The sequence below is a fragment of the Agromyces binzhouensis genome, assembly GCF_042672355.1.
GTDB lineage: Bacteria > Actinomycetota > Actinomycetes > Actinomycetales > Microbacteriaceae > Agromyces > Agromyces binzhouensis.
This window is the reverse complement of the sequence record NZ_JBHXVJ010000010.1, coordinates 73,849-95,825: the sequence shown is the minus strand read 5'-3', so window position 1 is coordinate 95,825 and position 21,977 is coordinate 73,849. Positions and strand designations below refer to the sequence as shown.

21 protein-coding genes are annotated in these 21,977 nt (G+C 71.5%); 14 read left to right on the top strand and 7 right to left on the bottom strand.

Annotation, left to right across the window (positions count from 1 at the left end):
* Window positions 1-151 precede the first annotated feature (151 nt).
* Genes ACFVHK_RS16490 through ACFVHK_RS16480 form a run of 3 tightly spaced genes read right to left on the bottom strand, consistent with a single transcriptional unit; the run spans window position 152 to window position 4,026 of the window.
* A complete protein-coding gene (locus tag ACFVHK_RS16490; RefSeq protein ID WP_376929764.1) occupies window positions 152-1,096 on the bottom strand; it encodes an NUDIX hydrolase in 945 nt (314 codons plus the stop codon).
* Window positions 1,093-3,291 carry an RNA degradosome polyphosphate kinase gene (locus ACFVHK_RS16485; RefSeq protein WP_376929763.1) on the bottom strand — a complete coding sequence of 733 codons (2,199 nt, stop codon included), beginning with the start codon at window positions 3,289-3,291 and terminating at the stop codon, window positions 1,093-1,095. The genes ACFVHK_RS16490 and ACFVHK_RS16485 overlap by 4 nt, the downstream gene beginning before the upstream one ends.
* A gap of 45 nt (window positions 3,292-3,336) precedes the next feature.
* On the bottom strand, window positions 3,337-4,026 hold the full coding sequence (locus ACFVHK_RS16480) for a response regulator transcription factor (protein WP_129233639.1): 690 nt from the start codon (window positions 4,024-4,026) through the stop codon (window positions 3,337-3,339).
* A 74-nt stretch (window positions 4,027-4,100) separates the two neighbouring features.
* Between ACFVHK_RS16480 and ACFVHK_RS16475 the strand changes: the two genes are divergently transcribed.
* From ACFVHK_RS16475 to ACFVHK_RS16460, 4 genes are all read left to right on the top strand, one after another.
* The gene (locus tag ACFVHK_RS16475; protein WP_376929762.1) at window positions 4,101-4,424 is read left to right on the top strand and encodes a hypothetical protein; all 324 of its coding nucleotides are present in this window, start codon (window positions 4,101-4,103) and stop codon (window positions 4,422-4,424) included.
* A gap of 140 nt (window positions 4,425-4,564) precedes the next feature.
* The gene (locus tag ACFVHK_RS16470; protein WP_129233641.1) at window positions 4,565-5,173 is read left to right on the top strand and encodes a nitrobindin family protein; all 609 of its coding nucleotides are present in this window, start codon (window positions 4,565-4,567) and stop codon (window positions 5,171-5,173) included.
* On the top strand, window positions 5,173-6,318 hold the full coding sequence (gene ygfZ, locus ACFVHK_RS16465) for a CAF17-like 4Fe-4S cluster assembly/insertion protein YgfZ (RefSeq protein ID WP_376929761.1): 1,146 nt from the start codon (window positions 5,173-5,175) through the stop codon (window positions 6,316-6,318). The genes ACFVHK_RS16470 and ygfZ overlap by 1 nt, the downstream gene beginning before the upstream one ends.
* The gene (locus ACFVHK_RS16460) at window positions 6,315-7,394 is read left to right on the top strand and encodes an FUSC family protein (RefSeq protein WP_376929760.1); all 1,080 of its coding nucleotides are present in this window, start codon (window positions 6,315-6,317) and stop codon (window positions 7,392-7,394) included. The genes ygfZ and ACFVHK_RS16460 overlap by 4 nt, the downstream gene beginning before the upstream one ends.
* A gap of 8 nt (window positions 7,395-7,402) precedes the next feature.
* On the opposite strand, the gene ACFVHK_RS16455 is transcribed toward ACFVHK_RS16460, so the two are convergent.
* On the bottom strand, window positions 7,403-8,212 hold the full coding sequence (locus ACFVHK_RS16455; protein ID WP_376929759.1) for a class I SAM-dependent methyltransferase: 810 nt from the start codon (window positions 8,210-8,212) through the stop codon (window positions 7,403-7,405).
* Window positions 8,213-8,324: 112 nt separating this feature from the next.
* Here ACFVHK_RS16455 and ACFVHK_RS16450 point away from each other — a divergent pair, with 112 nt between their 5' ends.
* Window positions 8,325-9,071 (top strand): phosphoglyceromutase, encoded by a 747-nt coding sequence (locus tag ACFVHK_RS16450; protein ID WP_376929758.1) that lies wholly within the window; start codon window positions 8,325-8,327, stop codon window positions 9,069-9,071.
* 78 nt (window positions 9,072-9,149) lie between these two features.
* On the opposite strand, the gene phoU is transcribed toward ACFVHK_RS16450, so the two are convergent.
* Window positions 9,150-9,806, bottom strand: coding sequence for a phosphate signaling complex protein PhoU (gene phoU / locus ACFVHK_RS16445; protein WP_129234862.1), 657 nt, complete (start codon window positions 9,804-9,806; stop codon window positions 9,150-9,152).
* Between the two features lie 191 nt (window positions 9,807-9,997).
* Between phoU and ACFVHK_RS16440 the strand changes: the two genes are divergently transcribed.
* Both ACFVHK_RS16440 and ACFVHK_RS16435 read left to right on the top strand, forming a co-directional pair.
* Complete coding sequence (locus ACFVHK_RS16440) at window positions 9,998-11,248, top strand: sensor histidine kinase (RefSeq protein WP_376929757.1); 1,251 nt, start codon at window positions 9,998-10,000, stop codon at window positions 11,246-11,248.
* Window positions 11,245-11,925: a response regulator gene (locus ACFVHK_RS16435; RefSeq protein ID WP_376929756.1), complete on the top strand. Its 681-nt coding sequence runs from the start codon at window positions 11,245-11,247 to the stop codon at window positions 11,923-11,925. Before ACFVHK_RS16440 ends, ACFVHK_RS16435 begins: the two co-directional genes overlap by 4 nt.
* A 68-nt stretch (window positions 11,926-11,993) precedes the next feature.
* Here ACFVHK_RS16435 and ACFVHK_RS16430 read toward each other — a convergent pair whose 3' ends face one another.
* Window positions 11,994-12,455, bottom strand: coding sequence for a hypothetical protein (locus tag ACFVHK_RS16430; protein ID WP_376929755.1), 462 nt, complete (start codon window positions 12,453-12,455; stop codon window positions 11,994-11,996).
* Between the two features lie 160 nt (window positions 12,456-12,615).
* Here ACFVHK_RS16430 and ACFVHK_RS16425 point away from each other — a divergent pair, with 160 nt between their 5' ends.
* From ACFVHK_RS16425 to rlmB, 4 genes are all read left to right on the top strand, one after another.
* Window positions 12,616-13,098, top strand: coding sequence for a CarD family transcriptional regulator (locus ACFVHK_RS16425; protein ID WP_067948714.1), 483 nt, complete (start codon window positions 12,616-12,618; stop codon window positions 13,096-13,098).
* Window positions 13,099-13,192: 94 nt separating this feature from the next.
* Complete coding sequence (gene ispD, locus ACFVHK_RS16420) at window positions 13,193-14,452, top strand: 2-C-methyl-D-erythritol 4-phosphate cytidylyltransferase (RefSeq protein WP_376929809.1); 1,260 nt, start codon at window positions 13,193-13,195, stop codon at window positions 14,450-14,452.
* 36 nt (window positions 14,453-14,488) lie between these two features.
* Complete coding sequence (cysS, locus tag ACFVHK_RS16415; protein WP_376929754.1) at window positions 14,489-15,913, top strand: cysteine--tRNA ligase; 1,425 nt, start codon at window positions 14,489-14,491, stop codon at window positions 15,911-15,913.
* Window positions 15,910-16,926 (top strand): 23S rRNA (guanosine(2251)-2'-O)-methyltransferase RlmB, encoded by a 1,017-nt coding sequence (rlmB, locus tag ACFVHK_RS16410; RefSeq protein WP_376929753.1) that lies wholly within the window; start codon window positions 15,910-15,912, stop codon window positions 16,924-16,926. The genes cysS and rlmB overlap by 4 nt, the downstream gene beginning before the upstream one ends.
* Window positions 16,927-16,974: 48 nt before the next feature.
* Here the strand turns inward: rlmB and ACFVHK_RS16405 are convergent, their stop codons facing one another.
* Window positions 16,975-18,291 carry a DUF4032 domain-containing protein gene (locus ACFVHK_RS16405; RefSeq protein ID WP_376929752.1) on the bottom strand — a complete coding sequence of 439 codons (1,317 nt, stop codon included), beginning with the start codon at window positions 18,289-18,291 and terminating at the stop codon, window positions 16,975-16,977.
* Window positions 18,292-18,407: 116 nt separating this feature from the next.
* Between ACFVHK_RS16405 and ACFVHK_RS16400 the strand changes: the two genes are divergently transcribed.
* From ACFVHK_RS16400 to ACFVHK_RS16390, 3 genes are all read left to right on the top strand, one after another.
* Window positions 18,408-19,565, top strand: coding sequence for an MFS transporter (locus ACFVHK_RS16400; RefSeq protein WP_376929751.1), 1,158 nt, complete (start codon window positions 18,408-18,410; stop codon window positions 19,563-19,565).
* Window positions 19,566-19,613: 48 nt separating this feature from the next.
* Window positions 19,614-20,618: a LacI family DNA-binding transcriptional regulator gene (locus ACFVHK_RS16395; protein ID WP_376929750.1), complete on the top strand. Its 1,005-nt coding sequence runs from the start codon at window positions 19,614-19,616 to the stop codon at window positions 20,616-20,618.
* Window positions 20,619-20,737: 119 nt separating this feature from the next.
* On the top strand, window positions 20,738-21,970 hold the full coding sequence (locus ACFVHK_RS16390; RefSeq protein WP_376929749.1) for an amino acid ABC transporter substrate-binding protein: 1,233 nt from the start codon (window positions 20,738-20,740) through the stop codon (window positions 21,968-21,970).
* Window positions 21,971-21,977 lie beyond the last annotated feature (7 nt).

Genomic DNA, 21,977 nt, shown 5'->3' with positions numbered 1-21,977 from the left:
CGGGCGGCGGTCGACCGATGCGAGCCGGACTCGAGGTCGCGCCCCGGTGAATAGGGAAACCGAGTCAGGTGAACGGATGGTGAACACTCGGGGTCGTGGGGGTGTGTGGAACCTGCGTATCCCCTGCATCCCGCGGGCCCGCGGCTGCGGCTCAGGCGGTGGGCGCGTGCGTCTCGATCGCGATGATGCCCGATGACGGGTTCGAGGACGAGAGGTGCACGACGCTGAACGCGCCGACCTCGAGGCTCGCGGCATCCGTCACGTACGAACCGAGGGGGGTTCCCGTCGCGAGCGCGATCTCGCGCATCATCTCGGGCATGACGGGGCCGTGGCCGCAGATCACGGCGGTCTTGCCGACGCGCACGCGCTTGCCGATCACGCGGCGCACCTCGTCGTTGCCGGCTTCCCACGCGTCCTGGCTGATGCCCTCGTCGCGCTTGACCGTGATCCCCGTCTTCGCCGAGAGCGGGGCCACGGTCGTCACGCACCGGACCGCCGGGCTCGAGACGATCTTCCGCGGGCCCCAGGCGAGGATGGTGTCGACGAGTGCGGCGGCCTGCTGCACGCCCCGCTCGACGAGCGGCCTGGTGGTGTCGGTGCCCTTCCAGCTCGAGCGCGTCTGCGCCTTGCCGTGGCGGAGCACGATGAGCGCGAACGTCTCGGTCACGCCCTGGTCGACGAGCGCGGCGAAGTTGTCGAGGATCTCGCGGTCGGGGCCGTAGGTGAGGTAGCCGCGGGCGCGCTTGATGGTGACCCACTCGAGCGCCGCGATCTCGGCGTTCGGACGGAACGTCGAGGCGAGCACCGCCTTCTCCGTGACCTCGGCCGCCCAGTAGTGCACGATCTTCTCCCGGCCGCTCGGGAGCGGGTACCGCGAGACGCCGATGGGCACCCCCAGGGCCACGGTGAGCCCGGTCTCCTCCGCGATCTCGCGGACGGCGGTCTGCGGGAGCGTCTCGCCGGGGTCGACCTTGCCCTTCGGGATCGTCACGTCGCCGTGCACCGTGCGATGCACGACGAGCACGTGGATGCGCCCGTCGATCACGCGCCAGCAGACGGCGCCGGCCGCGTAGACGGCGGTGGCGACCTGGCTCATCGGCGCGCCGCTCGCGTCGCACGCTGCGCGATGCGCTTGCTGCGCTGCGCGACGCGCTGGATTCGCAGGGCCTGCAGGTCGTCGAGCGGGCGGCCGGAGTCGTCCGTCGAGTGCCTGACCCAGGTGCCGTCGCCGGAGAGCCACCACGCGCCGGTGCGCTCGTCCATCGCCTCGTCGAAGAGCCCGCCGATCGCGCTCACGTGGTCGGGGTCGGTGAGCCGGACCAGCGCCTCCACCCGACGGTCGAGGTTGCGGTGCATCATGTCGGCCGACCCGATGTAGACGACCGGGTCGCCGTCGTTCCGGAACGAGAAGATGCGCGAGTGCTCGAGGTAGCGGCCGAGGATGGATCGGACCCGGATGTTCTCGCTCAGCCCGGGGATGCCCGGGCGGAGGCTGCAGATGCCCCGCACCCAGACCTCGACGGGCACGCCCTCGTTCGACGCACGGTACAGCGCGTCGATGATGGCCTCGTCGACCATCGAGTTGACCTTGATGCGGATGCCGGCGGGCTTGCCCTCCTGCGCGTTCCGGGTCTCCTGCGCGATGAGCTTCAGGAGCCCCTTGCGGAGGTGGAGCGGAGCGACGAGCAGGCGCTTGAACTTCTTCTCGATCGCGTACCCGGAGAGCTCGTTGAACAGCCGCGTGAGGTCCTTGCCGACCTGGTCGTCGGCGGTCAGCAGTCCGAGGTCCTCGTAGATGCGGCTGGTCTTCGGGTTGTAGTTGCCCGTGCCGATGTGGCTGTAGTGCTTCAGGCCGTCCTTCTCCTGGCGGATGACGAGCGCGAGCTTGCAGTGGGTCTTCAGCCCGACGAGGCCGTAGACCACGTGCACGCCCGCCTTCTCGAGCTTGCGCGCCCACGTGATGTTGGCGGCCTCGTCGAACCGCGCCTTGATCTCGACGAGCGCGAGGACCTGCTTGCCGGCCTCGGCGGCGTCGATCAACGCCTCGACGATCGGGCTGTCGCCCGAGGTCCGGTAGAGCGTCTGCTTGATCGCGAGCACGCCGGGGTCGGCCGCCGCCTGCTCGAGGAACGCCTGGACGCTCGTCGCGAACGACTCGTACGGGTGGTGCAGCAGCACGTCCTTCTCGGCGACGGCCGCGAAGATGTCGGCGGGCCGGTTCGGCTCGGACGGCTGCAGCTGCACGTTCGTCGTGGGCACGTGCGTCGGGTAGTGCAGCTCGGGGCGGTCGATGCGCGCGAGGTCGAAGAGTCCGCCGAGGTCGAGCGGGGAGGGCAGGGTGTAGACCTCCTGCTCGGTGACGTCCAGCTCGCGCACGAGGAGGCCGAGCGTGACCTCGTCCATGTCGTCCGAGATCTCGAGTCGGATCGGAGGGCCGAACCGCCGACGCAGCAGCTCCTTCTCGAGCGCCTTGATGAGGTTCTCGGTCTCGTCCTCCTCGATCTCGACGTCCTCGTTGCGGGTGACGCGGAACACGTGGTGGTCGAGGACCTCCATGCCCGGGAACAGGTCGCCGAGGTGGTTCGAGATGAGCTCCTCGAGCGCGATGTACCGGGCGTCCTCGACGGGCTCCGCCGGGTCGACGCGCGCGAAGCGGGGGAGCATCTGCGGGACCTTCACGCGCGCGAACTCCTGGCGGCCGGTGCGGCTGTTCCGCACGCGGACCGACAGGTTCAGGGAGAGGCCGGAGATGTAGGGGAACGGGTGGGCGGGGTCGACCGCGAGCGGCATCAGCACGGGGAAGATCTGCGTGCTGAAGTAGTCATGCAGGTGCTCTCGGTGCGTCTCGTCGAGCTCGTCCCACGAGACGATCCGGATGCCGGCTTCCGCCAGCGCCGGCTTGACCAGCTCCTGGTACGCGGCGGCGTGGCGCGTTTGCAGTTCGTGCGCCTTCTGCGAGATGTCGGCGAGCACCTCGTGCGGGGTCCGCCCGATGTTGGTCGGGACGGCGAGCCCTGTGTTGATCCGCCGCTTCAGGCCGGCGACGCGGACCATGAAGAACTCGTCGAGGTTGGAGGCGAAGATCGCGAGGAAGTTCGCGCGCTCGAGCACCGGCAGGCGGGGGTCCTCGGCGAGCTCGAGGACGCGCTGGTTGAACGCGAGCCAGCTGAGCTCCCGGTCGAGGTATCGCTCGTCGAGCAGTTCGGGCGCACCGTCGGTGTCGAGCGGTTCGAAGTCGTCGTCGAAGTCGCTCGAGGTGCGGTCTTCGTCGAGGGTGCTCTCCGCAGTCATCCACACATCATGCCACCGGGCCGCGGCGCGGTGGTGAAGCGCAGGTCACCGGGCGGTGACGTTCGCGTCCTGCTCGTCCTCCTCGTGGACGTTGAAGCGGTAGCCCACGTTGCGAACCGTGCCGATCAGGCTGTCGAGGTCGCCGAGCTTCGCACGCAGCCGGCGGACGTGGACGTCGACGGTGCGCGTTCCGCCGAAGTAGTCGTAGCCCCACACCTCGCTGAGCAGCTGCTCCCGCGTGAACACGCGCGACGGGTGGGCCGCCAGGAACCGGAGCAGCTCGAACTCCTTGTACGTCAGGTCGAGCGTGCGACCGTGGACCTTCGCGGAGTAGCTGGCCTCGTCGATCACGACGCCGGACGTCTGGATGCGCTCGGCCGGCTGGGCCGCCTGCGCGCGGCCGAGCGCGAGCCGGATCCGCGCGTCGATCTCGGCGGGGCCCGCATGTTCGAGGATCACGTCGTCGATGCCCCAGTCGGAGGACACCGCGGTGAGTCCGCCCTCGGTCACGACGAGGATCAGCGGCACCGAGAGACCGGTCGTCCGCAGGATCTGGGCGAGTGCCTTCGCACCGGCGAGATTGGTCCTGGCATCGAGGAAGACGAGGTCGGCCTCGGGCGCGCGCACCAACTGGTCGGGTGACGCCGGGATCACGCGCACTCGATGTGTCAGGAGAGACAGGGCCGGAAGAACGTCTTCGTTTGCTGCCGGCGTCAGGATCAGCAGCTGCGCCACGCACACACTCCAGTAGTAAGGTGCGGTCAATACTACGGGACACCGGCGATGGACCACGGGGAAGGGCGGACGCTGTGACGCAGGACGACGCGGGAGCGCCGGCGACGGGCCTCGCACGGTGGGCCGTGCCCACCGTGTGGCTCATCTCCGCGATCGGGTCCGCGGTGGTGGTCGGCCTCGCATGGTCGGGCACGCGCGTGTGGTTCCACGACGCCGGCCCCTACGCCGCGCTCGGCGTGCTCGGCATGGTGTTCGCGGCATCCGTCATCGCGGCGCTGCTGCTGCAGCTCGCCTCGCGGAGGCCGCAGGGATACGTCGGACGGGCCAGCGCGTCGATCGCAGGAGCCGTCGTCCCGGTGGCCGTCGGGGCGCTCGCGCTGCTGCCGGTCGTCGGGTGAGCACCGGGTAGACTCGCACCATGTCCTCGCTGCTCGCGCTCGAACTCTTCTTCATCGGCCTGCTCGGTCTCGCGAGCCTCACGATCGCCTGGATCAGCGGCGTGGTCGTCTACAAGCTCTTCAAGGGGCAGCGCTAGATCGTGATCGAACTGCCGGTCGACCTCCCCGCGGAGCTCGTTCCGCTCTCCTGGCTCATCGGGGTCTGGGAGGGTTCCGGCGTGATCGACTACGCCATCGGCGACGGCTCGGTCACCCACGAGTTCGGACAGCGCGTGAGCTTCAGCCACGACGGCCTGCCCTACCTCAACTACACGTCGTACACGTGGCTCTTCCCGTCCGATGCCGACGGCGAGCCGACGCCGCTCGCTGCCGAGACCGGCTACTGGCGGCTCGCGCGTCCGCTCGGAGAGGGCGACCAGGGCCCGGCGATGCTGCCGGCGGTCGGCGCGACGCGGTTCCCCGACGCCGAGGCCGTCGAGACGCTGCGCAACGACGCCGGGGGATTCGACCTCGAGGTCTCGATCGTGCACCCGGGCGGCGTGAGCGAGCTCTACCTCGGGCAGGTGAAGGGACCGCGCATCGACCTCGCGACCGATGCCGTCATGCGCACCGCCGGCGCGAAGGAGTACGCCGCGGCCACGCGACTGTACGGGCTCGTCGAGAACCACCTCCTCTGGGCGTGGGACATCGCGGCCCTCGGCCAGGACCTGCGAACGCACGCGTCCGCCCGGCTCGCGAAGGTCGACTGATGTCCGGTTCGCCGTTCCTCGCGCTGCCCGGCGCGGTCGTCGGCGACGCCCCCGATGAGGCGGTCGCCGCGCACTACGGCAACCCGATGGTCGAGCAGCGACGGCTCGAGGAGGGGCGCGCGATCGTCGACCTGTCGGACCGCGGCGTGATCACCGTCGCCGGTCCGGACCGGCGGTCGTGGCTGAACTCGATGGCGAGCCGCGCGCTCGACCACCTCGCCCCGGGTGAGAGCGCCGAGGCGTTGTTCCTCGACGCCTCGGGCCATGTCGAGCACGCCGTGCACGTCGTCGACGACGGTGAGCGCACGTGGCTCGTGCTCGACGGCGGCGCGGCGCCCGGGCTCGCGACGTGGCTCGATCGCATGCGATTCATGCTGCGCGTCGAGGTCGCCGACGTCAGCGACGGGTTCGCCGTGGTCGCGGCGATGCCGCACGGCGACGGATTCCCGGTCGAGCTCCCGGATGGCGCACTGGTCTGGCGCGACTCGTGGCGGCAGGTGCTCCCCGACGGATACGGGTACGCCGCGGAGGTCGGGCATGCGGGCGCCGACTGGAACTACGCCGAGGCGATCGTGGCGCGGGACGCCCTTCCGGCCCTCGCCGGCGCCGTGCGATCGGGGGCGGTCGAGGTCGCCGGGGCGCTCGCGCTCGAGGCGCTGCGCATCGCGGCCTGGCGTCCGCGCTTCGCGACCGAGGTCGATGAGCGCACGCTGCCTCACGAGCTCGACTGGCTGCGGAGCGCAGTCGACCTGCACAAGGGCTGCTATCGCGGGCAGGAGACCGTCGCGAAGGTCGTGAACCTGGGCCGGCCGCCGCGTCGACTGGTGATGCTGCACCTCGACGGCAGCGACACGATCCTGCCGAAGTCCGGCGATCCGGTCGTCGGACTCAAGGCGCGTCCCGAACCCGCCGCCGGCGAGGCAGCGGAGCGACGCCCGGTCGGCGCCGTCACCTCGGCCGCCATGCACCACGAGCTCGGACCGATCGCCCTCGCGGTGATCAAGCGCTCCGTGCCCGCCGACCTCGAGCTCATCGTCGAGAGCCACGGCATCGACGTGGCTGCGGCGCAGGTCGAGATCGTGCCGGCGGGCGCCGCCGCGGCGGTCGACCTGCCGCGGCTGCCGAGGCTCGGCATCCGCCCGTGAACCGGTCGCCCGTCGGGGCGACCCGGCTGGCCGGTCGACTCGGTCGGCTCCGCGACTCGCTGCCGGCGATCGTGCAGATCACCGTGACCGCGATCGCGGCGTACTCGTTCTCCCTGTTCGTGGTCGGGCACGAGCAGCCGCTCATCTCCGCGCTGGTCGCCATCACCTCGCTCGGATTCGTGCGCGATGCGCGCCCCGTCCGGGTGCTCGAGACCGTGGTCGCGATGACGCTCGGCATCGCCCTGGCAGAGGCGCTGCTGCTCGTCGCGGGCAGCGGCATCTGGCAGTACGCGCTCGCGCTCGCGGTGACCCTCGCCGTGGCGCGATTCCTGTCGGGCAATGCGTCGTTCGCGATCGCCGCCGCCGTCCAGTGCTCGCTCGTGATGCTCGTGCCCGCACCCGAGGGCGGTCCGTTCGTCCGCACCCTCGACGCGGTGGTCGGCGGAGCGTTCGCGCTCCTCGCGACCGCGATCATCCCGCGCGATCCGCGCCGCACGGCGCTCCGAGACGGGCGGCGCCTGCTCGACGAGCACGTCGCGGTGCTGCTCGAGCTGGCGGCGGCACTCGGCCGGGGCGAATCGGATGCCGCGGGGCGGGCGCTCTCCCGCGCCCGCGCCACCCAGCCCGCGGTCGAGGCGTGGACCGCGAGCGTGGACTCGGGCATCGCGATCGCGCGACTCTCGCCGATCGTGCGCCGAGCCAGGTTCGACCTGGAGCGGCAGCGGGCCATGCTGTCGGGCGTCGACCTGGCGACCCGCAACCTCCGCATCATCGCGCGCCGGGTCGAGTGGAGCCTCCGGGACGGACGTCCGCGCGCGGAGGTCGCCGACGTGGTCGCCCGGATCGCGGTCGCCGTGGAGGTGCTCGACGAGTCGCTGCGCGACGTGGCGCAGCAGCCCATCGCGAGGCAGGGCTTCTCGGAGATCCTCCGGCACCTCGACCCCGTCGCGATCCTCCCGGACGGCTCGCAGGGCGACCGGAACACGCTCGCAGCGCTGCGCCCGTACCTCGTCGACCTCCTCACCGCGTCCGGGCTCGACCTCGACGAGGCGCGGGCGCTGCTTCCGGGCGACTGAGGCGCCGCTCAGCGGGGTGCGACCGACGCCCAGTCGAGCGTGAGCTCACCGAGGCGCCAGCGACGCGCCCCGCCGCGCACCGGCCATCCGGCATCGCGCAGGTCGCGGGCGAGCGCGATCCAGCGCTGCGACGGGCCGTACACGGACAGCGGCGCATGCACGCGCCAGCCGCGGTCGAGCGCCTCGAGCAGGTCATGGACGCGCTCGCCGGGGACGTTGCGATGGATCAGGGCCTTCGGCAGGCGCTCGGCCACCACCGACGGGGCGTCGAGCCCGGTCAGGCGCAGGCTGATCGTGAAGCTCTGCGGGCCGGCATCCGTCACGCCCACCCAGCTCGACACGCGGCCGACCTCGTCGCAGGTGCCCTCGACGAGCAGGCCGCCCGGCGCCAGCCGGCCGGTCATGCGGGCCCAGGCGTCGGCGACGTCGGACTCGTCGTACTGGCGGAGGACGTTGAACGCGCGGACCACGGCGGGCCTCCGATCGCCCGGCACCGGCACCTCGAAGCCGCCGAGGCCGAACGAGACGGGCAGGTCGTCGGGGAAGGGCGTGCGGCCGGCGCGCACCGCGTCGAGCTGCACCTCCGCGGCGCGCACGCGAGCCGGGTCGATCTCCAGCCCGAGCACCGCGACGTCCGGCCGGACGCGGCGGAGCCTCGCCGCGAGCTCGAACGCGGTCACGCCGCTCGCCCCGTAGCCGAGGTCGACCACGAGCGGCTCGGCGGCGCGGCGGAACGCCGCCTGCTCCGCGATCCAGCGATCGACGCGGCGCAGGCGGTTCGTGTTCGTCGTCCCCCGCGTGACCGATCCGACCGGCATGTCGTCCAGTCTCGCAGGACGGCGCAGCCGGGGCGGCCCGGGTGCCGGAGTCATCCGTCACGGTTCGACCCCGCCGACGGCCGGCGGCGACGGGGTCGCTAGGCTGGACCGCATGGTCTACACCCTCGTGCTGCTGCGCCACGGCCAGAGCGACTGGAACCAGAAGAACCTGTTCACCGGCTGGGTCGACGTCCGGCTCAGCGACCAGGGTCGCGCGGAGGCGACCCGCGGCGGCGAGCTGCTCGTCGAGAAGGGGGTGCTCCCCGACGTGCTGCACACGTCGGTGCTGACCCGCGCGATCCAGACCGCCGATCTCGCGCTGGAGGCGGCCGACCGCCTCTGGATCGACGTGCGTCGCTCGTGGCGCCTCAACGAGCGCCACTACGGTGCCCTGCAGGGCCTCGACAAGGCGGAGACGCTGGAGAAGTACGGCCAGGAGCAGTTCATGCTCTGGCGCCGCTCGTTCGACACGCCGCCGCCGCCCCTCGCCGACGACGCGGAGTGGTCGCAGGTCGGCGACCCGCGCTACGCGAACCTCTCCGACGACGAGATGCCCCGCACCGAGTGCCTGAAGGACGTCATCGCGCGCATGCTCCCGTACTGGGAGTCCGACATCATCCCCGACCTCCGGGCGGGCAAGACGGTGCTCGTCACGGCGCACGGCAACTCGCTGCGCGCGCTCGTGAAGCACCTCGACGGGATCTCCGACGAGGAGATCGCCGAACTGAACATCCCGACCGGCATCCCGCTCGTCTACGAGCTCGGGGACGAATTCATGCCGACCAAGCCGGGCGAGTACCTCGACCCCGAGGCCGCCGCCGCGGGCGCCGCGGCCGTGGCCGCGCAGGGCAAGAAGTAACCGGTCGCACACGCCGACGAGGGCCGAGCGGATGTCGCATCCGCTCGGCCCTCGTCGCGTGACGGTATCGGGGCCCGGTCAGCCGACCGGCTCGGGCACCCAGTCGCCGGTCGCGAGGTAGTCGACCTTCTGGGCGATCGCGACGGCGTGGTCGGCGAACCGCTCGTGGTACCGGCTGGCCAGGGTCGAGTCGACGGTGTCGACGGCCTGGCCCTTCCAGGTCTCGCCCAGCACCTTGTCGAACACCGAGAGGTGCAGGGCGTCGACCTTGTCGTCCTCGTTGCGGATGGCCTTGGCCAGCTCGACGTCCTCGTTCTCGAGGAGGGTGACGAGCTTGCGTGCGATCTCGACGTCGAGCGCCCCCATCTCGATGAAGGTCGGGCGGAGGGACTTCGGCACCACCTTGTCGGGGAAGCGGTACCGGGCCAGCTGCGAGATGTGCGTCGCGAGGTCGCCCATGCGCTCGAGCGAGGCCGAGATGCGCAGCGCGCTGACGACGATGCGCAGGTCGCGTGCCACGGGCTGCTGCCGGGCGAGGATCGTGATGGCGAGCTCGTCGAGCGCCTGGGCGCGCTGGTCGATCAGGTGGTCGTCGGCGATGACCTCCTCGGCGAGGCTGACGTTCGACTCGTTGAACGCGCGCGTCGCCTTCTCGATGGCCTGGGCGACGAGCGTCGCGATCTCGACGAGGCCGTCCTGAACCTCGCGCAGTTCCTGCTGGAACACCTCACGCATGTGTTTGACCCCTTCGATGGTCTCGGGATCCCACGCCGGGCACGCGGGATGACCGGTCACGGACCGGCACGCGACATCCTCGCCGTCGAAGGTGAACGGCAGGTGCCGTGCTGCTGAACTCTCCCTAACCTACCCCCGGCCGGCGTCCGCCCGGGGCAAAGGGGGGTGACCGGCATGGTTAGGGTGGTGCCATGGACTCCACCTGGTCGGTGCTGGTCGCGCTGACCTTCGGCATCCTCCTCGGGGCCGGGTTCACGGTCGTGCTGCACATGGCCGAACGACGCGGCCAGAGCGCGGCCCGCGTCGTCGCACCGACCATCCCCGACGGCGTCGACCAGGTGCTCGACGTCCTCGAGTCCGCCGGCGTCGTGCTCGATCCGTCCAACAACGTGCTGCGGGCGTCGCCCGGCGCCCTCGCGATGGGACTGGTCCGCAACCAGATGCTCGCGCACGCCGAGCTCGTCGACCTCGTCTCGGCCGTGCGCCGGACGGGCGAGCCCGTCGCGCTCGAGATCGAGCTCCCGCGGGGGCCGTTCGGCGACGCGACGATGCAGCTCCAGGTCCGCGTGGCCCGTCTCGGCACGCGGTTCGTGCTCCTGCTCGCCGACGACCGCACCGAGGCGCACCGGCTCGACGAGGTGCGGCGCGACTTCATCGCGAACATCAGCCACGAGCTGAAGACCCCGATCGCGTCAGTGAGCCTGCTCGCCGAGGCGATCGACCAGGCCGCCGACGAGCCCGAGCAGGTGCGCCGCTTCGCCGACCGCCTCGGGGTCGAGTCGACCCGGCTGGCTCACATCACGGGTGAGGTCATCGAGCTCTCGCGGCTGCAGGCGCGCGATGCGCTCCGGCGCGACGAGCTCGTCCAGGTCGACCGCGTGGTGGCCGCCGCGGTCGACCAGAACCGCGTGGTCGCCGCGGCGAAGGGCGTCGACGTCGCCGTCCGGGCGAAGTCCCGCGCCGAGGTCTACGGCGACGAGGCGCTCCTCGTCGTGGCCCTGCACAACCTCATCTCGAACGCGATCGCGTACTCGAGCGAGGGCGGGCGGGTCGGGGTCGGCGTGATCGTCGACGACGACGCCGTCGAGATCTCGATCGCCGACCAGGGCATCGGCATCGCGCCGGAGGACCTCGACCGCGTGTTCGAGCGCTTCTACCGCGTCGACCAGGCGCGCTCGCGGAACACGGGCGGCTCCGGTCTCGGCCTCAGCATCGTCAAGCACACGGTGCAGAACCACGGCGGCGACGTCCGCGTATGGTCGCGGCCCGGCCGCGGCTCGACGTTCACGATCCGCCTGCCGCTCGCGGAGCGACCGATCGAACGCGAGCCCGCGGATGCCGCCCCGCCGGCGTCCGAGGCACCGGCACCCGTCGCCCAGGACACCAAGACCCGTATCGCCGCGGTACTTCCGGCCGCGCCATCCCGAGGAGACCGAGAGTGACCCGCATCCTGCTCGTCGAGGACGAGATCGCGCTGAGCGAACCGCTCAGCTTCCTGCTCGAACGCGAGGGCTACGAGGTGGAGGTGGCCGCCGACGGACTCGCCGCGGTGGCCGCGTTCGACCGCGACGGCGCCGACCTCGTGCTGCTCGACCTCATGCTCCCCGGCCTGCCGGGAACCGAGGTCTGCCGCGAGATCCGCCAGCGTTCCAACGTGCCGATCATCATGCTCACCGCCAAGGACTCCGAGGTGGACATCGTCGTGGGGCTCGAGCTCGGCGCCGACGACTACGTGACGAAGCCCTACTCGACGCGCGAGCTGCTCGCGCGGATCCGCGCGGTGCTCCGCCGTCGCATCGAGCCGAGCGACCTCGACGACGCCGTCATCGAGGGAGGTCGGGTCAGGATGGACGTCGACCGCCACACGGTCGAGGTCGACGGCGAGGCGGTCGCGATGCCGCTCAAGGAGTTCGAGCTGCTCGAACTGCTCATGCGCAACGCCGGCCGCGTCCTCACGCGCGGCCAGCTCATCGACCGCGTGTGGGGGAGCGACTACTTCGGCGACACGAAGACCCTCGACGTCCACATCAAGCGGATCCGGTCGAAGATCGAGGTCACGCCCTCCGAGCCCGTGCAGCTCGTGACCGTGCGCGGCCTCGGCTACCGGTTCGAGGCGTAGCCGGAGAACGAGAGAGCGGATGCCGCCGACTCGCGCCGTGGCATCCGCTCTCGTGGTCGTGGCTTCCCCTACGGGACGAGGTCCTCGTATTCGGGGAGGCGGCCGTCGAGGACGGGTACCTGGATCTCGACGCCCTCGGCGCTGCCGGCCTGCAGGTAGACGGAGACGAGGCCGCCCACCTCGGCATCGAGGTTCTCGATGAGCAGCGGCTCCTCCTCGGCGGTGCCGAGCGAGACGGTCTCGCCGCCGTCGACATCGATCTCGAAGGTGTCGCCCTGGTCGACGAACTGCAGGGAGAGGGTCTCGTCGTCGGTTCCGGTGTTCGTGACGGAGATGACGAGGTTGCCCTCTTCACCCTCGTCGCTCACCACGAGGACGTTCCGCACGTCGAGTGCGCCGACATCGGCGGAGACGCCGTCGCTGGGGTCGTACTTCTCGGTGGTCGCCTGGTAGGTCAGCATGGCGCACCCGCTGCCGCCGATGGCGATGCCGAGAGCCAGTGCAGCGGATGCCGCGAGACGCGCCTTCACAGAACCTCCAAGGACGAGCGTGCGCGCAGCGGAATGCGACCCGCGCGCGTGGGATCGAGTCGAGTGTAGCCTACGGCGTCGAGGTCGCCCGGGAGCGGAGGCGGAACCTTAGCACTACCTCGGTGTGATATCCTGAAAGTTGCCGAAAGGACGTCTATTCATGCTTTTTGAGGTTGGCGAGACCGTCGTTTACCCCCACCACGGTGCCGCAACGATCGTCGAAGTCAAGAAACGCATCATCAAGGGCGAAGAGAAGCTCTACCTCAAGCTGAACGTCACGCAGGGTGACCTCGTGATCGAGGTGCCCGCCGAGAACGTCGACCTGGTCGGCGTTCGTGACGTGATCGGCAAGGAGGGCCTCGACAAGGTCTTCGAGGTGCTTCGCGCCCCCTTCACCGAGGAGCCGACCAACTGGTCGCGCCGCTACAAGGCGAACCTCGAGAAGCTCGCCTCGGGTGATGTCATCAAGGTGTCGGAGGTCGTGCGAGACCTGTGGCGCCGCGACCAGGACCGCGGCCTGTCCGCCGGCGAGAAGCGAATGCTCGCCAAGGCCCGCCAGATCCTGATCTCGGAGCTCGCACTCGCCGAGAAGACCGACGAGGAGCAGGCCTCGACCGTCCTCGACGAGGTGCTCGCCTCCTAGGCCGAGCCCATTCGACGATCGCCGCCGGCGCTGATGCGCACGGCGGCGATCGTCGTCTCCGGGTGCGGATCGGAACCTTGCCATCGGCCCGCACCTGAGCCGGGACGGCCACTACGGTGGAACCGTGAACGACTCCACCGTCGCCGTCATCGTCGTCGCCGCCGGCTCCGGCACCCGGCTCGGGCACCCGGAACCCAAGGCCCTCGTCCCCCTCGGCGGCGACACGATCCTCGGCGTCGCCCTGGATGCCGTCCTCGGCATGCGCGAGGCGCCGTACGTGGTGGTGGTGGCCCCCGCCGAACGCGTCGACGAGGTGCGCGAGCGCTGCGCGCCGCGCGCGGCCGCGGCATCCGTCGACCTCGTGGTCGTCGCAGGCGGCCTGACACGGCAGGAGTCCGTGGCCCGCGGTCTCGCCGAGCTCCCGCGCGAGATCGAGGTCGTGCTCGTGCACGACGCGGCCCGGCCGCTCGCGCCCTCCGCGGTGTTCGACGAGGTCGCGGCCGCGGTCGAGGCGCGCGGACACGGGATCGTCCCGGGCCTGCCCGTCGTCGACACCGTCAAGCGCGTCGACGGCGAGGGGCACGTCCTCGAGACCGTGGACCGCTCCGAGCTCGCCGTGGTGCAGACGCCGCAGGGCTTTCCTCGCGAGGTGCTCGAATCGGCGTACGTGGCCGCCGGGGCCGACTTCACCGATGACGCGGCTCTCGCCGCCGCCGCCGGTGTGCCGGTCGACGTGGTGCCGGGCGACGCGCGCGCGTTCAAGGTCACGGTGCCGTCCGACCTCAGGCGCGCCGCGCAGGAGCTGGCCGAGCGTGCCGCGTCCGCGGCCGAGCCCTCGGCCCCTCGCGCGCTGCCCGCCCACGCTCCGGTGCCGCGCGTCGGCACCGGCATCGACGTCCACGCCTTCGACGCCGCCGACGGCACCCCGCTGTGGCTGGCCGGCCTGGAGTGGCCGGGGGAGCGGGGCCTGTCCGGCCACAGCGACGGCGACGCGGTCGCCCACGCGATCTGCGACGCGCTGCTCGCCGCCGCCGGCCTCGGCGACATCGGCGGCATGTTCGGCACCGTCGACCCCCGGTTCTCGGGCGCCCACGGCGAGGTGTTCCTCGCCGAGACCGTGCGCCGGCTGGCCGCCGCCGGATGGCGCGTGGGCAACGTCTCCGTGCAGGTCGTCGGCAACCGACCGAAGCTCGCGCCCCGCCGTGCGGAGGCGGAGGCCCTGCTGACGGGCCTCGTGGGTGCGCCGGTGAGCGTCGCCGCGACCACGACCGACGGGCTCGGCTTCACTGGCCGCGGTGAGGGCGTCACCGCCATCGCGACCGCGCTCATCGTCCCGGCCTCCGGACGCGCCTGACCGGTCGAGCAGCACGCGCGCCGGTACGCTTGACCCGTGACCGTACGACTCCACGATTCGAAGGCCCAGGCCCTGCGTGACTTCGTGCCCCTCGAGGAGGGGCACGTCGGCATGTACGTCTGCGGACCGACCGTGCAGTCGAGCCCTCACATCGGGCACCTCCGGAGCGCGCTCGTCTACGACATCATGCGTCGCTGGTTCGTTGCGAGCGGGTACGCGGTCACCTTCGTCCGCAACGTCACCGACATCGACGACAAGATCCTGAACGCCGCCGCCGAGGAGGGCATCGGCGAGCAGTGGTGGTCGCTCGCGTACCGGGTCGAGCTCGAGTTCACCGCCGCCTACAACGCGCTCGGCATCCTGCCGCCGACGTACGAGCCGCGGGCGACCGCGAGCGTCACGCAGATGCAGCGGATCATCCAGCGGCTCATCGATCGCGGGCACGCCTATCCGGCGCCCGACGGCTCCGGCGACGTCTACTTCGACACCGGCAGCTGGCCGGCCTACGGCGAGTTGACCCGGCAGACGCGCGAGAACATGGAGGCCGCTGCCGACTCCGACCCGCGTGGCAAGCGCGACCCCCGCGACTTCGCACTGTGGAAGGGGCAGAAGCCGACCGAGCCGCGCTCGGCCGGATGGGAGTCGCCGTGGGGTCCCGGCCGTCCCGGATGGCACATCGAGTGCTCGGCGATGGCCGCACGCTACCTCGGTGCGGAGTTCGACATCCACGGGGGCGGCCTCGACCTGCGCTTCCCGCACCACGAGAACGAGCTCGCCCAGTCCACCGCTGCCGGTGATGGTTTCGCGCGCCATTGGGTGCACAACGGCCTCGTGAACATCGGCGGACAGAAGATGTCGAAGTCGCTCGGCAACTCGGTCTACGCGCATGAGCTCACGGAGCTCGCCTCGCCGCTCGCGGTCCGGTACCTGCTGGGCCAGGCGCACTACCGATCCACGCTCGACTACTCGCCCGACTCGCTCGCCGACGCCGAGGCGGCGGTCGACCGCATCCGCACGTTCCTCACGCGCGTCGAGCGGCGCCTCGCCGGCACCCGGTACGCCGAAGCGGGTGCGGATGCCACGTGGCCGGACGCGTTCGCCGAGGCGATGGACGACGACCTGGGCGTGCCGCAGGCGCTCGGCGTGCTGCACGAGACCGTGCGCGCCGGCAACCAGGCGCTCGACGGCGAGGATCTCGCGACCGCCGCAGGCCTGCGCGGGCAGGTGCTCGCCATGGTCCGGGTGCTCGGCATCGACCCGACCGACTCCATGTGGGCGACGGATGCCGGCCCCGCGGCCACCGCGCTCGACACCCTCGTCGCCAGACTCCTCGAGGATCGCCGCGCCGCGCGCGCCTCGAAGGACTGGGCCGCAGCCGATCGCATCCGCGCCGAGCTCGCCGATGCCGGCATCACCATCGAAGACAGCCAGACCGGAACGCATTGGAGCCTCACCTCATGAAGGGCAGCAGCGGAAAGCCTCGCGCGGGAGCCGTGCGCAAGAAGGGCAAGGGCCAGAAGGTCGGGACCGGCGGCCACAGCCGCAAGGCCCTCGAGGGCAAGGGCCCGACGCCGAAGGCCGAGGACCGTCCGTACCACCAGGCGCACAAGCGCAAGGCGGCCGCCGAGCGCGCCGCAGCGAAGTCCGGCGGGCGCGGCGGGCAGCGGTCCGGCGCCCCGCGCGGCGCGTCGGGCGCGGCACGCCGGTCGAAGTCGGGCGACGAGTCCGAGATCGTGACCGGGCGCAACGCCGTCGTCGAGGCCCTCCGCACCCGGATCCCGGCCACGACGCTCTACATCGCCGCCCGGATCGAGATGGACGACCGCGTCAAGGAGGCCCTGAAGGTCGCCACCAACCGCGGCATCGCCATCCTCGAGGTCATGCGTCCCGAGCTCGATCGACTCGCCGGTGAAGGCGGGGTGCACCAGGGGATCGCGCTCAAGGTCCCGCCGTACGAGTACGCGCACCCGGTCGACCTGCTCGACGAGGTCGTCGACTCCGGCGAGACGCCCCTGTTCGTCGCGCTCGACGGCGTCACGGATCCGCGCAACCTCGGCGCGATCATCCGCTCGACCGCCGCCTTCGGCGGCCAGGGCGTCATCGTGCCGCAGCGCCGGAGCGTCGGCGTGACCGCGTCCGCGTGGAAGACGTCGGCGGGCGCCGCCGCACGCGTGCCCGTCGCGATGGCCTCGAACCTCACGCAGACGCTGAAGGCGCTGAAGGAGCGGGGCGTCTTCGTGCTCGGTCTCGACGGCGGCGGCGACGTGTCGCTCCCGGGCCTCGACTTCGCGGACCGGCCGATCGTGATCGTCGTCGGCTCCGAGGGCAAGGGCCTCTCGCGCCTCGTCACGGAGACCTGCGACGCAGTGGTGTCGATCCCCATCTCGGCGTCGACCGAGTCGCTGAACGCCGGCATCGCGGCATCCGTCACGCTCTACGAGATCTCCAAGCTGCGCGCCGAGTCCCCGGAGTAGCCCGAGCCGTCCGACGTCGGAGTCGCCCGGCGGGGACCGCCCGGCGGCTCACACCTTGAGGCGCCAGTCGCCCTCGTCGTCGGGGTCGTGCACCGCGACGGCGGCGGTGTCGGGGGCAACCGCAGGGAGCTCCGCCGTGATCGCCTCCGTGGGCGGGCCGATGACGGTCGCCTCGTCTCGGCGGTGGCGCAGCACGTCGTTGATGTACGCGGTGAGCGCCTCGGCGAGGGGGATGTCGCGGCTCTCGGTCTGCGCCATGTACCACCGGTGCTCGAGCAGCTCGTGGAACACCTCGGCGGGTTCGAGCTTGCCGCGCAGCTCCTGCGGCACCGCGCGGACGACGGGCTCGAAGACGCGCATGAGCCACTCGTGCGCGACCATCTCCTCGTCCTCGTCCCGGCGGTAGGTGGCCCGGTACGAGTCGAGGTCGTTGAGCAGGCGGCGCGCCTGGTTCTCGCCGGCGTCGAGGCCCGTGAGCCGCAGGAGCCGGCGCTGGTGGTGCCCGGCGTCGACCACCTTCGGCTGGATGCGCAGCGTGGTGCCGGTCGTGTCGGTGCGGATGGCGAGCTCCTCGATGTCGAAGCCGAGGTCGTTCAGCCGGTTCACCCGTTCGTTGATGCGCCAGCGATCGGCGACGCCGAAGGACTCGCTGCCCGTGAGCTCGCTCCAGAGCTTGCGGTAGGCGTCGACGATGCCGTCCGAGATGCGCACGGGGTCGAGTTCGTCGGCGACGCGGCCGCCCGCCTCGAGGTCGAGCAGTTCGCCCGCGATGTTGACGCGCGCGATCTCGAGGTCGTTCTCGCGCTGCCCGTTGGAGAGGCCGCCCTCGTAGAGCTTGCCGGTCTCGGCGTCGACGAGGTACGCCGCGAACGCGCCGGCGTCCCTGCGGAAGAGCGTGTTGGAGAGCGAGACGTCGCCCCAGAAGAAGCCGATGATGTGCAGGCGGACCAGCAGCACGGCGAGGGCGTCGACCAGTCGTGTCGCGGTGTCGGGCCGGAGCGTCTGCGAGAACAGTGCGCGGTAGGGGAGCGAGAACCTGAGGTGGCGCGTGACGAGCACGGGCCTGAGGGCCTCGCCGTCGGCATCCGTGCGATTCGTGATGACGGCCACCGGCTCGACGCACGGGATCTCCATGCGCTGCAGCGTCCGGAGCATCTCGTACTCGCCCTTGGCCATCTCGGCCGTCGTCTCCTTGATGGCCACGACGTGTCCGCTGAGGTGGGCGAAGCGGACGAGGTGCCGGGAGATGCCCTTGGGAAGCGCGGCGATGTGCTCGCTGGGCCAGGCCTCGAGTGGAAGGTCCCACGGAAGGTCGAGCAGTGCGGGATCGGTCATCGCCGACGTGATCGAGAGTGTGCCGCTCATCAGGTCCAGCGTAGTCGCGGGCGTCCGAGGGCGGATGGCGCCGGCGCCGAACGTGCCCTACGATTGCTGCAATCGATTGCGAGTCCGACCGACTCAACGCGACTGGAGCGTTCGCCATGAGGTCCGAGAAGGTGGTGCTGCCGCTGCTCCTGTTCGCGGCGTTCCTCACGTTCGCCGACCGAGCCGTGCTGCCGCCGCTCTTCACGACCGTGGCCGTCGAGTTCGCGGTCGACCCGGCGGTCGTCGCCATCGCCATGACCGCGTACGTGGCCGCCTACGCGATCGGGCAGCTCGGCTGGGGGATCGCCTCGACGCGGCTCGGCCGGATCCGGGTGATCGTGCTCGCGCTCGTCGTGGCATCCCTGGGCCAGTTCGGCACCGCCGTCGCGTGGGATCCCGTCTCGCTCGCGGTCGCGCGGATCGTCGCCGGGGCGGGGTTCGCGGCCATCGTGCCCGCGGCGCTCGTCTGGATCGGGGACCACCTCGACCTCCGCTCCCGCGGCGTCGCCGCGGCGAACCTCGCCGCGGCCCTCTCGCTGGGCATGACCGCGGGGACGCTCGGCGCCGCGTTCGCCGGAGACCTGGGCGTCTGGAGACTCGTGCCGATCGGGGCGACGGTGCTCGGCGTCGTCCTCGCGGTCCTCTTCGCGCGGGTGCGCGAGCCCGCGCCGGCCGCGCCGTCGCAGCCGGTCCTGGCGGGGTTCCGAGTCGTGCTCGGCGACCCGTGGGCCGTCACCGTGCTCGCGCTCACCCTCGTCGAGGGCGCACTCCTGGTCGGCGTGCTCAGCTACCTTCCGCTCGCGGCGGAGCAGGCGGGCGCCGGCACGCTCGTGGCAGGGCTCGTGACGTCGGTGTACGGCGTGGCGGTCATCGGCTGGAGCCTGCTCGTGCGGGTCGTCGTGCGGCGCATCGGCGGGTCCGTCATGCTCGGCATCGCCGGCGCCGCGATCCTCGCCGGGTACGCCCTCCTCGCGGTCCGGGCGGATGCGGCGACGGTGGCGGTCGCCGCCCTGCTGCTGGGGCTCGCCTGGGCCACCGGGCACATCCAGCTGCAGGTCTGGATGTCCGACGCCGTCCTGCGCTCCCGGCCCATCGGCATGGCCCTGTTCGCGGTCGCCCTGTTCGGCGGCGGGGCGATCGGCGCGGGATTGGGCGGACTGGCGGTCGCCGGCGGAAGGCTGGGCCTGCTGTTCGCGGTCGCCGCGGTCGCCGGCGGCGCGTTCATGATCGCGGCCCCCGTGAGCCGGGCGGGGTACCGTGAACGGGAAGCATGACCCGCCGAGGGGCGGGAGACCGGGGGACGGATGCCCAAGCGTGTGACGATGGACGACGTCGCGAAGCTCGCCGAGGTCCACAAGGCCACCGTGTCCCGAGCGCTCGATCCGCGGACGCGCGACCAGGTGAACGCCGACACGGTCAAGCGGGTCAAGCGCGCGGCCCGGCAGCTGGGCTACGTGCCGAACGCGATGGCGCGGGGGCTGCGGACGAGCGTGTCGATGACGGTCGGCGTCATCATCCCCGACCTGATGAACCCGATCTTCCCGCCCATGGTCCGCGGCATCGAGCGCGTCCTGCAGCCGCGCGGGTACACCGCCCTGCTCGCGAACACGGACGGTCATGAGGACGTGGAGGCATCCGTCTTCGAGTCGCTGCTGCAGCGGCGCGTCGACGGGTTCGTCATCGCGACCGGGCGACTCGAGGACCAGCCGATGCTGCGACGAGCGCAGGAGTCCGGGGTTCCCGCCGTGATGGTGAACCGGGAGTCGGGGGCGGGGTTCTACCCCGCCGTCACGGGTGACCAGCGCGGCGGTGTCGAGGCGGCGCTCCGCCACCTGTTCGGGCTGGGGCACCGCAGCATCGTGCACCTCGCGGGTCCGCGCACGTTCTCGACCACCAGGGCGCGCGCCGAGGTGTTCGAGGCCCTCTGCGCGGCCGAGCCGGGCGTCACCGGGTCGGTGGTGGACGCCGGGGCGCTCACCGCGGAGGCGGGCGCGGCGGCGATGGAGCGCATCATCGCGACGGGAACGTGCCCGACCGCGGTCTTCGCCGGCAACGACCTCGTCGCCCTCGGGGCGGTCCGCGCACTGCACGCGCACGACCTCAGGGTCCCGGACGACGTCTCGATCATCGGCTTCAACGACATGCCCTTCGCCGCGGACTTCTCGCCGGCGCTCACGACCGTCCACGTGCCCCTCCAGGAGATCGGGGCCGAGGCGGCGCGTCTGCTGCTCACGGCGATCGAGACCGGGGCGCAGCGGCCCGTGAGCGTCTCGATGCCCGTGGAGCTCGTCGTCCGCGCGTCGACCGCGCCAGCCAGGACGGACTGAGACTCCGCCGTTGACAACCCCTCGATGCGTGCCTAAACTGACCGCAATCGATTGCAGAAACAGATGCGCAAATCCCCCCGTCGCATCCCGCATCGAATCTGACAGAGAGGTTGGAAGCCATGCGCAATCCCATCAGTCCGCGCGCCGCGCTCGCATCGGTCGGAGCCGCGGCCGTGCTCCTCGGAACGGCGGCATGCGCACCCGATGCCTCCGGAGCCGACGCCGGCGGCGACGGCCCCATCGTCATCGGGGCCTCGCTCCCGCTCACCGGCGAGTTCAGCCAGGGCGGTCTCGACACCCAGCAGGGGTACGAGGTCTGGGTCGAACTCCAGAACGAGGCAGGTGGCCTGCTCGGCCGCGACGTCGAGATCACCGTGAAGGACGACGCCACGAACCAGAACGCCGTCGTCACGAACTACAACACCCTCATCGACCAGGACGGCGTCGACCTGCTGCTCGGCACGCAGTCCTCGCTGCTCAACATCCCGGCATCGGCGGTCGCCGAACGAGCCGGCATGCTCTACGTCTGCCCGTCGTGCGCCTCGCCCGACATGTTCAACCGCGGATTCGAGTACATCTTCTTCTCGCAGCAGGCGATCGCTTCGACGCAGGCGAAGCCGTTCGCCGATTGGGTCGCCGAGCTCCCCGATGGCGATCGCCCGGCGACCGCGGCCTACCCGTCCCTCGACGATCCGTTCGCCGCTCCCGTCGTCGACGGCGTGCGCGAGACCCTCGAGGCCGCCGGCGTCGAGACCGTCTACGCCGACGTCTACCCCGCGACCACGAAGAACTTCGACGCGATCGTGAGCGCCATCCGCGACTCGGGCGCGGAACTGGTCGTGCAGGGAGCGCAGTTCGAGGACGGCGTGAACTTCGTCCGGGCCATGAACCGCGCCGGGTACGCCCCCGAAATGCTCTACCAGAGCTCGTCCCCGACCTACGGGGAGCAGTACCTCGAGGGTGTCGGCGAGGACAACGCGCAGGGCGTGTTCTTCTCCTCGAGCTACCACGTCGCCGCCGAGACGAGCGGGAACGCGGACTTCGTCGCGAAGTACGACGAGATGTTCGGCGGCCTGCCGCCCGAGGACGCGGCCGACGGCTTCGCCGCAGCCCAGGTCGTCGCCGCGGCGGTCGAGGGCGTCGGCGGCTACGACGACCAGGCGGCGCTGGCGGACTGGCTCCGCGAGAACAGCGTCGAGACGATCCTCGGCACGCTCACCTGGAACGAGGACGGGAGCCCGGACGGCCAGTTCCTGGTCGGGCAGTGGCACGACGGGGTGAGCGAGGTCGTGCTCCCGGCCGACGTCGCGACGACCGACGAGATCCTCCGCTGGCGCGGCACGGCGTTCTGAGCCGAAC